We start from the raw sequence: 12,740 nt of genomic DNA on the forward strand, positions 1-12,740 counted from the left end.
CTATGATTCCGATAAAATAGTATGAATAAATTCCGGCCTGATAAATCCATGGAGATCCGTTCCGGTCGGCATGCCTTCCATGGTTGTACACATATAATCGAGCACGATGTTTAAAATTTTCATATCCGGCACCAGAAGTTTTGGGTTATAGGTAATCCCCGATGTTTTAAGTGCCTTTTGCGTCTGGGAGGCAGAAAGGCCTAAAAAAGAAGCTGACAGCTGTTCAATACCCTTTTCGGCGGTGTCCGGGGATGCCATGTACCGGTCAAGCTGCCGGGCACTATCCAGGAGGCAGTTAACCATCAGACCTAAATTTTTCCCTTTGGTCTTAAGCAGGTCCTGGTGTACCACAAAAACGCTACCCGGATGATCCTTCCACAGATCCCTGGAAATGAGCAGAGGTCTGAATCCCTTTTTTTTAAGTTCAACGTCACCAAAAGGGGCAGGGCAGATAAAAGCTGCAATATCGCAGTCAAGATCCGCATTTGCCATTTCCGGCATCAGGGCATACGGTACCGATTCAATGTCGACGCTTTCTCCCAATTTTCCCAAATTTGCGATTTTAAGATTTCCTGCACTCAGCAGCCTGTGCACAAGCATATGCTGAATACTAAGTTTGTGCGGGATCAAAACACTTTTTCCTTTAAAATCCGCCAATCGTCGAATCTGTTCGGGTACAATGATTCTGCTGCCTGCCCTGTGGGTAAACATAAGCATGGATATGGCCAAACCCTTGTCAGACAGGTACATGGCCTGGGCAATATCCATGAACGCAGCATTGATATCCCCGGATAAAAACCCTTTTTCCACCTGTCCCCATGAACGCATGCTAAAAGGTATAACATCGGTATCGGCACCTGACCCTTTACGCTGGATGTAACGGGGTAAAGCAATTCCCAGTATCAGATGGTCAATACTGATAAAATGTCCGATTCGGATAGTCAGAGCAGCCTCAAATATTTTACATTTATTAATTTGGGATTTTTAAGAGAACTCTAACACAGCCCGGAATGCGTTGGCAAGTTTGTAAATGCAATTTAGAGCCATGGAAATTTTAAAATCCATTCAGTTGCCAGGGCTTGGTTGACGGCTGACAGTGCGTCGGGTACAAGTCCGGTCAGAACTGTGGCCACCAGTTTGCCTTTCAGACGATTTTTCTGGTGGCTGTAATGTTGAAAAAAAAGTAAATTCAATACTCAATCAACTTATAAGGAGAAAGGAGACAGTATCATGATTCTTGGGATTTCCGGCAGTCCCCGTAAAGACAGGATAACGGCCCATGCTGTTCAGCATGTATTGGAACATTGTGAAGGGCAAACCCGTTATATTTCTTTGTTTCGCAAACATATTAACGGCTGTATTGCCTGCCTGGGCTGTACAAAGGACAACATATGTGTGGTTAAAGATGATTTTCAGGAAATAGCGGATGCCATGGTAGAAGCGGATGCCATTGTACTTGGTGTACCAAACTATTACGATGTGCCCAACGGGCTTTCCCATTGCCTGTTGGAGCGTTGTTTCTGTTTTCGCCATCAGGGGGCTTTTTTATTAAAAGACAAACCCTTTGTGGTGTTTTCCACCGGGTATTCTGCTGATGAAGAGAACAGCCAGGTCCTAAACATAGTGGACCATTTTATTTTGATGAATAAAGCAAAAAGGGTATCCCGGTTTTTGGTGGGGGGTTTTTCGCAGTGTTACACTTGTAAATTTGGCTTGACCTGTAAAGACGGCAATATCGTAAAAAACAGCGGATTTGTGGATAAGATCACCCCGGATATGCTGCCACCGGAATTTGACAACCAACCCAATGCTAAAGTTAAATGCGAGAATGCAGCCCACCTGCTTAATGATATACTCAGAAAAGATAATTCCTGACGGAAGAGTCTGAAAACAGAGCCAATAAAGGAGGAATAAAAATGATAAAGGCTGTTTTTTTTGACATGAATGAGACGCTGCTCAATTTGAGTGTGCTCAAAGAGAACTTTGACAAACATTTTGAAGACAGTTATGCACTAAAGTACTGGTTCGTCAAGCTCCTTCATACGTCCACTGTAACAGGTGTGATGGATGAATATAAGAACTTTGGAGAACTGGCCGGCGTTGTTTTGGAGAGTCTATTTTATGAAAATGGCAAAACGCTGACAAGTGAAACAAAAACTGAAATTCTGGGTTCATTCAAGAACATGCCTCCCTACTCAGATGTTGCCGGTGCACTTAAACTGCTGAATCAGAATAAAATCAGAACTATTGCGGTATCTAACTCCTCGCTGGAAATGATAAAAGAGCAGCTTACCAATGCAGGCATCATTGACTTGTTCTACTCCTATTATTCGGTGGATGCCGTTCAAAAATATAAACCTTTTAAGGAAATTTATCAGTATGTAGCCCGTGAAGAAAATATTCCCACTGAAAATGTGGTTATGGTTGCCACCCATGACTGGGATCTGTTCGGTGCGAAAAAAGCCGGGCTTAAGACCGCCTATATTGAACGAAAAAAAGAAATCTTCAACCCCTATTATTTCCCGGCGGATATACACAAAACCGATTTAGTAGAATTGGTTCGGGAAATTATCAATATCAGAATCAAATAATTTTGGGGGTTTGATTTTATGATCAAACCCTTTATTCCCTTGAGTTGCAACACAGGGTGGCGAAAGAAGCATCCCAAAAACTCCTTATCACAACATCTTGTTATTATAATAGATATTTGGAGATACTGGAATTGGTGACTGCATCTAAATAGTTTTAAATTAACAATTCGATTGAAAACCACGGAAAATATCGGTGAACCAAAAAGGTGAGCAGAAAATAAAATTTCCCCAGGAAAAGGAGTGATTCTAATTGGGTTTTATTACGGGCCGATTCCGATTAACAATCCAAGCAGCCCGTGGTGGTTTTACAAGGCGAGTAGCTGGTCCTCTATACAGCGTTTTTGAGGCGATGACAATATTTCCAAGAACATCGTTGTTTTGTGCGCATTTATGGGCCGCAACATCGGCCACGCCCCCGACACCGATAATCATCACATTTTTTTTGCAGGTGCTAAAAAAATGGCGTAACGCTGGGGATGCCCGCAGCTATTGAAGGAGGGCTTATTTGAGTTGATATGACCATCGAAAACTGGAGAGGACCATCTCCCACTCCTGGATCGTGGTGGTTTCACTTCATAACGTGTGTACAGATATACCATATGGGTGATGAGAAACACATACGAGGTATCAACAAAATCATACTCGCCGGAATAGGGCAGGCATAAATACGTTTGACCATACTCAATCGAGGCATTCCAGTCAAATCATTGGTGGTGGATCAGGTTTTACTGTTTCTGTTGACAATCCCCAAAGATCTGTCCTAAATCTGGGTTGATTCTGTTAAAAATAAAATTGACATGATGCAGCATAAAAAAATCCTTTGAGGAAAAAATGAAAATATCGATACGGTGGGCAATGGTTCTTGGTTGCCTTGGTCTCATCTGGGGAATGCAGATTCTGATCACTTCGTCCTCTTATATTTCATCCCAGCGGATGCTGGCCGGACATGCCTGCGACGTGATGCAGAACATTGCGGACCTGACCATGACCCAATCCAGAAACCATCTCCAGCTGGCCCAGAGGGCGGCCCTTTTGACCAAACGCCTGCTGGCCTCCGAGGTGGTGGGAAGGCGAAATCAGCACTATGACGTTCTTGAGCATTATTTTTTGGATCAATTATCCTTGTATTCCCATTTTGCCGGTATTTATATCGGTATGCCCAATGGTGATTTTTTTTATGTCAACCGCAGTAATGCGCAAACCCCCGGCGGGTTTCGGACCAAGGTAATTGATCATTTCAATGGTGTGAAAAAAATCCGGCTGATCTGGCGCAATTCGGACGGCAGCATGGTTAAAACCTTGGAAAACCCCAGTGATACCTATGATCCCCGGCAGCGACCCTGGTATCAAAAAGCCCTTGCCGAACGGGAGATTATCTGGACGGACCCTTACATTTTTTTCTCATCACAAAAGCCCGGAATCACGGTGGCAGGCCCAATTTTCAAAGCAAACGGCCAGTTACAGAGTATTGTCGGTGTGGATATTGAAATTGATGATTTATCCACCTTTATCAGTCGTTTACGGATTGGTAAGCATGGCCGAGCCTTTATGCTCAATAATAACGGCGATGTGGTGGCATTTCCCGACATCTCAAAAATTAAACAGGTCGAAGACACCGAAGCCCATCGTTTCAGAATGGTTAAAATTGATGAATTGGACGATGAATTGAGTCGTTCTGCCTTTAGTGCCATCCAGTGGCAGCGGACAGAAACCGGGCTGTTGAAACTTGATCACTCCCAGTTTGCCAAATTCACTCATAACGGAGATGTCTACAATACAATGTTCACCCAGTTTACCGACTCACACTGGCCCTGGATGTTCGGTGTGTATATACCCGAAAATGACTACTTGGGTGCACTTAAGGAAAATCGTTCGTTTAATATCGGGATTACCCTGGTTCTTTCGGTGATTGCCACCCTGGTGGGTTTACAGTTGTTTCGCAGCATCACACGGCCCTTGATGGGGCTGGAAAAAGAGGCGCTTGCCATAAAGCAGCATGATTTGACTGCCAGTTTCAACACCCGCTCCATATTTAAAGAGATAGACGAAACCGCTGCCGCATTTTCACAGATGAAGTACTCGCTGCAAACCAGTGAAAAAAAGTATCGCCAAATTTTTGAAAATATTCAGGACATCTATTTTGAATGTACCATTGAAGGCGAGATTTTAGAAATAAGCCCCTCTGTAGAGGGGTTAATCCAGCAGGATCGCAAAAATATTATCGGCATCAATCTCACGCAGTTTTATAAAAATGCAGATGATCACCAGCGCTTTTTATCCAAAATTTTTGTTGACGGATCTGTGAGTGATTGGGAAGTCGCGTTGGAAAATGAACACGGCGAAATCGCCTATGGTTCGGTCTCGGCCACGCTGAAACGCGATGAAGCCGGTGATGCGGAAAAAATTATCGGTTCGCTGCGTATTATTACCGATAGAAAAAAAGCCGAGTTCAAACTGCGCCGGTACCAGGATCAGCTCGAGGATCTTGTAGAAGAACGCACACAGGACCTGCAGAAGAGCAATGGACAATTGCGCAATGAAATTGAAACACGTAAAGAGAAAGAAGAGGCGCTTAGACGCAGTGAAGAAAAATATCGGTCCATCATAGAAAACACCAACAACGGCTATTACGAAGTGGATCTCGATGGTCGTCTGACTTTTTTCAACGATTCTTTGGCCGTGATTCTGGGATATTCGGTTGAAGAGCTTCAAGGGATGGACTATTCTATATTGCTGGAATCAGAGGGTTCGCGGCAACTACCAGAAAAATCACCTGATACCTATCGATCCGGAGTGAACGGTAACCTGTCTCGTCTGACAATTACCCGTAAGGACGGTGACCGGCGGACCGTGGACGTCTCGACTGCTCCAATTTTTGATAACAACGGTGGAAAGATAGGTTATCGCGGCGTTGTTTTGGATATCAGCGAACGGCTTAATGCCGAAGCGGAAAAGCAAAAACTCCAAGAAAGACTGCGTCTAATTCAGCGGCTGGAGGGCATCGGAACCCTGGCCGGCGGCGTGGCCCATGACTTTAATAATTTATTGATGGGTATTCAGGGGAATATATCGTTGATGATGCTTAAAACGAACCCTTCAGAGTATCATTATAAAAAATTGAAAAGTATTGAGTCCTGCGTCAGCTCCGGAACCAAACTCACCCAGCAACTGCTCGGATTCGCACGGGGCGGCAAGTATATGGCCAAGTCTTTAAATTTTAATCAGATTGTCATGGACACCGCCCGCATGTTCGGTCGTACGCGCAAAGAGATTCAGATTGAGGAAAATATAGAGCATGGTTTGTGGGCGGTTGTAGCGGATAAAAACCAGATTGAGCAGGTCCTACTCAACATTTACATTAATGCATGGCAGGCCATGCCCGACGGGGGCTCGGTCGTCATTGATGCCAAAAACATGGTGCTGGATGCCTTATTTTCCAAGACTTTTGACATCCAGCCGGGACGATATGTATGCGTTTCAATCTCTGATACCGGCATCGGTATTGATCCTGCAATCCAGACACGGATATTTGAACCGTTTTTCACCACCAAGGGAATGGGCCGCGGCACCGGACTGGGCCTTGCGTCCGCCTATGGCATTATCAAAAATCATGACGGTGCCATTGATTTTGTCAGCCAACCGGGCAAAGGCACCACTTTTTATATTTATCTGCCTGCCTCGGATGGTGATATAGAAACTGAACCCGCCTTGTGTGAAATGAGTTCAAAGGGGTCTGAAACCCTGCTGCTCATTGATGATGAAGAGGTCATCCTGCAAGTGGGCCAACCCATGCTTGAATCACTGGGATACAAAGTGATGTCTGCAACGGACGGTAAAACAGCGGTGGATATTTTTCGTCGGTTTTCCGGGGAAATTGATTTGGTAATCCTGGATGTGATCATGCCGGGTATGAGTGGCAGTGCTATTTTCGACGCGTTGAAAAACATTAATCCGCAGGTCCAGGTGCTGCTTGCCAGTGGATACAGCCTCAGCGGACAGGCTGAAGATATTTTGTCACGGGGATGCGTCGGTTTTATCCAGAAACCGTTTTCCCTGGAACAAATCAGTGTCAGGTTGCGCGGCATTTTTGACAATCAGGATCTTTAATTTGATCTTCTAATCACCGAAATATTTAATATATGCCTGCGGTTAAAATATGCGGTCCTTAAGTTAATCACACGAAACCAGGCTTTTTTCGTCTTTGTGCTCAACTTTGCTCGGATTTAATCGTATGAAATTAGCTTGAATTTTATAGCTATAATCTCAGTTTGTTATAAAAATTCAGCCGGGCATCCATCTGGAAATACATGAAAAAGTGGGGCATTCCCATGCAGTCCGAATAACGACAAATACTTAGGAACGGGTCTTAAATAACTTACCCATTTTGTTATATCCGGGAGCGCGGGCGTCCCGCCTGCAGTAAAAATGCGGGCGGGACGCCCGCGCTCCCAGGTTAAATTATTTCAGATTCATTTCTTAACGCCAGAAAATATCCCGGGTTTTGAAAATAAGGCTTCTCTTTTTTCCAGGTTGCAGGTTCAATGCACCGGCCTGTTCTTCTGACAATAAAAGGGTAAGCCTGAAAGTGTCCGCATCAAAGTCCACCTCAATACGGCCGGTTTTTGGCTCCAATGCCATGCGGGTGACCAGGACCGGGATCCGGTTTTTTTCGTCGGATTGATTTTCACTTGTCTGGGCGATGTTAATTTTGTCCGCCGGTATCAGAGCCGTCTCTCCGGTTTTATCAGGCAGGCTGATATGCCGGCCGCGGGACACGGGCAGAACCCAGTTGACGGTGCTGTCGGTCTGCATTGTTTGATAGGGTGGGGAAAGTATAATCTCTTCATGGGTGGAAAAGATCCGGCCTTTTTCCATGGAGACCCGGGTGTCGCTAACGGCATTGAGCCAGGTCAGATCGTGGCTGACAATGATCAGGGTACAGCCCCATTTGTCCCGGGCCGCCAAAGAGGCTTGGCGAATGAGGCGGGCGCTTTCCGCGTCCACACTGGCCACTGGTTCGTCGAGCAGCAGGGCCTGGGGCTCAAGGATCAGCCTGGCCGCCAGGCACACCCGCTGGGCTTCGCCGCCGGACAACTGGTGCCAGGCCCTGTTGTGAAACGCATCAAAGTCCAGACCGACCGCGGCCAACGCCCTGGCCGCTCGCTGTTTTAATCTTTTGGTGTCTTTCCGGATTTTAAGACCGTATACAACATTATCCAGGACCGAGCGTTTGAGCAGATAGGGGGTCTGGGTCATCAGGGTGACTTTGGATCGCACCCTGGCGGACATGGGGTATTCCCTGCGGCCGTTGAAATGGATTTCGCCCCGGCTGGGGGCCATGGCAAATGCCAGCAGTTTTAAAAGCGTGGTCTTGCCGCTACCGTTGGGCCCGGACAGGCCTAAGATAGTGCCGGGCGGGATGCTGAATTCGTCAATGTCCAGCACCTTTTTACTGCCGTAGAAATGGCAGATGCGGCAAAGGGTATATAAAGGTGCCGGTTGGGTCATATCATTCTACCTTTTCCGCAGGAAAGAAAGGCTTAGGTTTACCGTAAATGCAATCGCCATCAAAACAATGCCCAACGCAATGCCGTCGGCAAACATGCCTTTGTTGGTTTCCAGGGCAATGGCCGTGGTCATGGTCCGGGTGTGATATTTTATATTTCCGCCCACAATCATGGAGATGCCCACCTCGGTAAGGATACGCCCGTATGCCGTAACAGCGGCGGTAAGAATACCAAACCGGACCTCCCACAGGCAGGTCAAAATGATATTTTTTTTTCCTGCACCCAGAGAAACCAGGGTCAGCTTCAGGGCCGGATCGATATTTTCAATGATGGAGGCCGTGATGGCCGCCACCACCGGAAAGGCCAGGATGGTCTGGCCCACGGCAATGCCAGTCAGGGTAAATAAAAGGTTCATATCGCCCAAAGGACCTTTGGAAGAGATAAACGCATAGACAATCAGTCCCACGCAAACCGTAGGCAGGGCCAGAAGTGTGTCCAAAAGCGTTCTTATGGAGCGTTTGAACCGAAAATCAAAGTATCCCAGAATAAACCCGCAAGGCAGTCCCGTTAAAAGGCTGACCAGCATAGACCCGGTCGATGCTTTGACCGTGGCTGAAACTGCCGACCAGGTGGAGGTATCCCCATTGATCAGCAGTTCCATCGCCTTAAGAAACCCTTCAACCAGAAATGCCATAATGACCTTTATAAAAGCAGAGTGACCGGCGCCGGCTATTTAGCATTGGGGATAAACAGTCTTTTCCCCAGAAGCCGGAATTCGCCGATCTTATTTTGGGCTGATTCCGAGGCCATCCAATCGGAAAATTTTAAAGCCAGGTCATACTTGGCATCAGGGCAGTTTTTGGGATTCAGGGTCAACACCGAGTACTGGTTCAAAAGGATGTCGTCCCCTTCCACCAGCACCGTCAAAGGGGCATCCCCGCCCTGCTGGTCCTGGTATTTAATATAGGTGCCCCGGTCGGTCATGGTGTAGCCATTTCTTTCCTGGCTAACATTGATGGTGGCCAGCATGCCCTGACCGGTTTGGACGTACCATTCCTCTTTGTCCGGCAATGCAATGCCTGCATTTTTCCAGAGCAATTTCTCTTTCTTGTTGGTACCGGAATCATCCCCCCGGCTCATGAAAAAGGCTTTATTTGTTTTGATGGCTGACAGGGCCTGGGAAATATTTTTGCCTTTTAATCCGGCCGGGTCTGATTTCGGACCAATGATCACAAAATCATTATACATTATTTCACGTCGGTCTTTGCCAAAACCATTGGCTATATATGTCTTTTCTGCCGGGGGGGCATGGACCAGCAGTACATCCACATCACAGTTCTGGCCAAGTTTCAGGGCGTTGCCTGTTCCCGTGGAAGTCCATTTCAGGGCGATTCCGGTTTCCTGTTCAAAAAAAGGAATCAGATAATCAAGCAAGCCTGTGTTGTCTGTGGAAGTCGTGGTGGCCATCATCAGTTCCCCTTTTTCAGCCGACTGCACCGTAAGGGCACAAGATAAAACCATGAGGCCGGAAACCAATACGGATAAACATTTTCTGGATTTCATTTTTTCTCCTTTAATAATTAAGGTGAATAAGTGTTGCGGTTTTGTTTTTGCTGAAAATATGCGAAATCAATTTTGTTTCATAAGACAGGATGCTGCAGTTTGTCAACACATAGATATTTGAAATTCGGTATTTTTGAATGCAGCCCTGCTAAAAATTGTTAAGGATTTAATGTCGTCGGTTTTCCTGCGATTTTTTTAAATTTAAATGGGGTTTTGAATATATTTGAGTGTTGAAACCTTTTTTATTTTCATATAGGATATATTGAAATTCGAAAATAGCGAAGGTCGTTATAATATAAATACTTATTTTAAATAAAAATCAGTTTTAACCCTATCGTTGCATAAAAAAGTTAGTAGATGAGCCTGTGAACCATCCGACTCAAGCGTTTCTAAGTTTTTTAAGCAATTTTCAGGAATGCACTTTTGGTGAAGTCCTGAATTATCCTAAAAAAATGGTTTTCCATAATGATAGCAACCGTCTTCCTATTCAATGGTGCTTATTTTATGCAACGTTAGGGTTAAGACTGATATGTCTTTTCGTGTTGATACTTACATGTTCATTGCGAACTGAACACTGGAATTGCCTGCATATCGCTCTATCAATCCGTTTCTTTGCTGGCATGTCCAATGCCTTAAAGCAGAAATGCTGGCCCCCATCATCCCATGGGAGCGTCTGCATTGGTCTAATATTCATAAAACGTAAAGGAGTTTAAAGATGAAGCTGAATACTAAGATATCTTTTATAAGCCTGGTCGGATTAAGTATCATGTTGATTATCAGTCTGCTGGCCACAATCATCTATTTTAACAGGATTAAAGGAGCACAAATTGAAAAAAGCGCAAAGGCCGCCCAGCGACAATTTGAAATGGCCATGGCAGCCAAAAAAAAGGTGTGGCTAACCAATGCGCTTCAGGTGGCAGCCAATGGAAATATAAAAAAAGCAATTCTGGAGAATGACCGAAAACTTGCTGACAGTGTTTTGAAACGCCTGGGTAAAACTTTTAAGGAAAATACTGGATTCAAAAACGTTCAGGTTCACCTGATTGATAAAAATCTTCATTCTTTTTACAAATCCTGGGCGCCGGATTCACACGGGGAATCCCTTGGATATTCAAAGGGATATGCCCAGGTTAAAAATACACTTAAGCCTGATGTTGCCATGGAAGTTTCCGGCAAAGGCATTCGCCTTAAGGGGCTGTTTCCTATTATAGATGGAAATCAATTCCTTGGTATCGCCAATTTTGAGGGGGGATTAAACTCCATTAAGCACACATTAAAAAACCATGACGTCGATTTTATCTATTTTATGGATACCGAAGACTTAAATATAGCCAAAGGCATGAAAAGCAAGCCACGGGTGGCGGATTTCATTTTAAATCAAAATGATGTGGATGAAGATTATTGGGCCTATCTTCAAAAACCGGGAATCGTAAATAAAATTTTGGATGCGCCTTTTTTTCTGGACAAAGAGTATCTTAACATCAAAGGTCAGTTTGAAGGATTTGGCGGATCAAAGTCTGGGGTGTATATGCTTGGGGTGAAGGACAAAATCGCCCTGGCCAACGTCTATACGTTGGAGAAATTAATGTTTACCATGTTCAGCCTGTTGTTCGGTATTTTTTTACTTTTTATTTTTGGCCTGGTCTTTTTTATGAGTAGAAGTGTTGTGTCGCCCATTAAAACAATTGCTGACGGCATGAAGGACATTGCCCAGGGCGAAGGGGACCTGACCAAGCGTCTCAAGGTTGTTTCCAGGGATGAAATCGGACAGCTTTGCCGTGCATTTAACACCTTTATCGAGAAATTGGACAAGCTGATCTGGAATGTTAATGACCGGAATCAGAATTTGGGAATGATTTCCAATGAAGTGTCCGGAGTCGCAGCGTTGATGTCGTCTGCTGCCAGCAGTGTGTCTAAGCAGGCCAATACGGTTTATGTCGCCGCAGAGGAAATGAATTCAAATATGAACACTGTGGCAGCTGCGGTGGAACAGGCCACAGTGAACGCCAATCATATAGCAGCGGCCACCGAGGAGATGACGGCATCTATCCGTGAAATTTCAGAGAATACTGGTAAAACCAGACAGATCACCGATCAGGCAGTTATAGATGCCGGCAGCGCCTCGGATAAGATCGCAGATCTTGGTATTTCTGCCCAGGATATTGGAAATGTTTTGAACACCATCCAGAAAATTAGTGAACAGACCAATCTTTTGGCGCTAAATGCAACCATTGAAGCAGCCAGGGCCGGAGAAGCAGGCAAAGGATTTGCCGTGGTTGCCGACGAGATAAAGCAATTGGCCGGCCAGACATCCAAGGCCACAGTGGATATTCGGGAGAAGGTTGAAAAGATTCAGGGTATCAGCAGCCAGGCCGTGAAGGAGATCGACAGGGTGGTTGCTACCATTGATGAAGTGGATGGGCAGGTCAACATGGTTGCCGCATCCATCGAGGAGCAGGCCACAACCACGGAAGATATCTCTTCCAACATCCAGCAGATTTCTACAGGGATTTCCGATATCCAGGAAACCATTCTACATGTGTCTGAGATCTCAAACCGAATTTCCCAGGAAATTTATGCAGTAAAGGAAGCTTCAGCCGAGATGAACGAATACAGCCAAGAAGTTGAAAACGATGCGGAGATTCAAAACGGGATGGCAGGCGATGTCATTGAGATGATGAGCCAGTTTCAGATGAGTGATAAAGGTTTTCATGCTGCCCCTGTCAAGCGAACGCATAGCCTGTGGAAAAAAGAACTATCAAACCTGTTATCCGGCAACCAGGAAGAGATCCGTATGGATCAGCTGATCGATCATCGTAATTGTGACTTTGGTCAGTGGTATTTTGGGCCGGGGATGAAAAAATATGAGAAAAGCCAAGGATATAAAAAGCTTGGGGATATACATGAAAGCGTCCATGAAATAGGCGGCCGGGTGGCAGCACTTTTCAAGGAAGGGAAAGTTGATGATGCCCATGACCTTTTCAAACAATATGGAAAGGTTACCCTGGAATTGTTTGAATTGCTGGATGGACTGGAAACCCAGAATTCATAAGTATTTGACTTCCATAGCATGTTATGT

At 45.3% G+C, this 12,740-nt stretch carries 10 protein-coding genes and 1 pseudogene; 4 read left to right on the top strand and 7 right to left on the bottom strand.

The window, feature by feature from the left end; genetic code table 11:
- A complete protein-coding gene (locus tag EYB58_RS17715; protein WP_341273398.1) occupies positions 1–975 on the bottom strand; it encodes an ABC transporter substrate-binding protein in 975 nt (324 codons plus the stop codon).
- A 62-nt stretch (positions 976–1,037) separates the two neighbouring features.
- Positions 1,038–1,193, bottom strand: coding sequence for a GNAT family protein (locus tag EYB58_RS23330; protein WP_163354623.1), 156 nt, complete (start codon positions 1,191–1,193; stop codon positions 1,038–1,040).
- A gap of 37 nt (positions 1,194–1,230) precedes the next feature.
- Between EYB58_RS23330 and EYB58_RS17720 the strand changes: the two genes are divergently transcribed.
- Entirely contained in the window at positions 1,231–1,875 is a 645-nt protein-coding gene (locus EYB58_RS17720; protein ID WP_111959681.1) for a flavodoxin family protein, read from the top strand.
- Positions 1,876–1,916: 41 nt separating this feature from the next.
- Positions 1,917–2,591, top strand: coding sequence for a haloacid dehalogenase type II (locus tag EYB58_RS17725; RefSeq protein ID WP_111959679.1), 675 nt, complete (start codon positions 1,917–1,919; stop codon positions 2,589–2,591).
- 246 nt (positions 2,592–2,837) lie between these two features.
- Here the strand turns inward: EYB58_RS17725 and EYB58_RS24160 are convergent, their stop codons facing one another.
- Positions 2,838–3,023, bottom strand: coding sequence for a saccharopine dehydrogenase NADP-binding domain-containing protein (locus EYB58_RS24160; RefSeq protein WP_242637417.1), 186 nt, complete (start codon positions 3,021–3,023; stop codon positions 2,838–2,840).
- Positions 3,024–3,184: 161 nt separating this feature from the next.
- Positions 3,185–3,295 (bottom strand): annotated as a pseudogene (locus EYB58_RS24165) (hypothetical protein); the annotation flags it as partial.
- A gap of 127 nt (positions 3,296–3,422) precedes the next feature.
- Here EYB58_RS24165 and EYB58_RS17740 point away from each other — a divergent pair.
- Entirely contained in the window at positions 3,423–6,698 is a 3,276-nt protein-coding gene (locus EYB58_RS17740; RefSeq protein ID WP_111959675.1) for a PAS domain S-box protein, read from the top strand.
- Positions 6,699–7,067: 369 nt separating this feature from the next.
- On the opposite strand, the gene EYB58_RS17745 is transcribed toward EYB58_RS17740, so the two are convergent.
- Genes EYB58_RS17745 through EYB58_RS17755 form a run of 3 tightly spaced genes read right to left on the bottom strand, consistent with a single transcriptional unit; the run spans position 7,068 to position 9,661 of the window.
- On the bottom strand, positions 7,068–8,099 hold the full coding sequence (locus EYB58_RS17745; RefSeq protein ID WP_111959673.1) for an ABC transporter ATP-binding protein: 1,032 nt from the start codon (positions 8,097–8,099) through the stop codon (positions 7,068–7,070).
- A 6-nt stretch (positions 8,100–8,105) separates the two neighbouring features.
- Positions 8,106–8,792 carry an ABC transporter permease gene (locus EYB58_RS17750; RefSeq protein WP_111959671.1) on the bottom strand — a complete coding sequence of 229 codons (687 nt, stop codon included), beginning with the start codon at positions 8,790–8,792 and terminating at the stop codon, positions 8,106–8,108.
- A 35-nt stretch (positions 8,793–8,827) separates the two neighbouring features.
- A complete protein-coding gene (locus tag EYB58_RS17755; protein ID WP_111959670.1) occupies positions 8,828–9,661 on the bottom strand; it encodes an ABC transporter substrate-binding protein in 834 nt (277 codons plus the stop codon).
- A 715-nt stretch (positions 9,662–10,376) separates the two neighbouring features.
- Between EYB58_RS17755 and EYB58_RS17760 the strand changes: the two genes are divergently transcribed.
- The gene (locus tag EYB58_RS17760) at positions 10,377–12,713 is read left to right on the top strand and encodes a methyl-accepting chemotaxis protein (protein WP_111959668.1); all 2,337 of its coding nucleotides are present in this window, start codon (positions 10,377–10,379) and stop codon (positions 12,711–12,713) included.
- Positions 12,714–12,740 lie beyond the last annotated feature (27 nt).

Source organism: Desulfobacter hydrogenophilus (assembly GCF_004319545.1).
Lineage (GTDB): Bacteria > Desulfobacterota > Desulfobacteria > Desulfobacterales > Desulfobacteraceae > Desulfobacter > Desulfobacter hydrogenophilus.

Bases quoted from the DNA above. Each gene is read 5' to 3' on its own strand.
- EYB58_RS17720 (WP_111959681.1), top strand. From the start codon at position 1,231: ATGATTCTTGGGATTTCCGGCAGTCCCCGTAAAGACAGGATAACGGCC.
- EYB58_RS17725 (WP_111959679.1), top strand. From the start codon at position 1,917: ATGATAAAGGCTGTTTTTTTTGACATGAATGAGACGCTGCTCAATTTG.
- EYB58_RS24160 (WP_242637417.1), bottom strand. From the start codon at position 3,023: ATGATTATCGGTGTCGGGGGCGTGGCCGATGTTGCGGCCCATAAATGC.
- EYB58_RS17740 (WP_111959675.1), top strand. From the start codon at position 3,423: ATGAAAATATCGATACGGTGGGCAATGGTTCTTGGTTGCCTTGGTCTC.
- EYB58_RS17745 (WP_111959673.1), bottom strand. From the start codon at position 8,099: ATGACCCAACCGGCACCTTTATATACCCTTTGCCGCATCTGCCATTTC.
- EYB58_RS17750 (WP_111959671.1), bottom strand. From the start codon at position 8,792: ATGGCATTTCTGGTTGAAGGGTTTCTTAAGGCGATGGAACTGCTGATC.
- EYB58_RS17755 (WP_111959670.1), bottom strand. From the start codon at position 9,661: ATGAAATCCAGAAAATGTTTATCCGTATTGGTTTCCGGCCTCATGGTT.
- EYB58_RS17760 (WP_111959668.1), top strand. From the start codon at position 10,377: ATGAAGCTGAATACTAAGATATCTTTTATAAGCCTGGTCGGATTAAGT.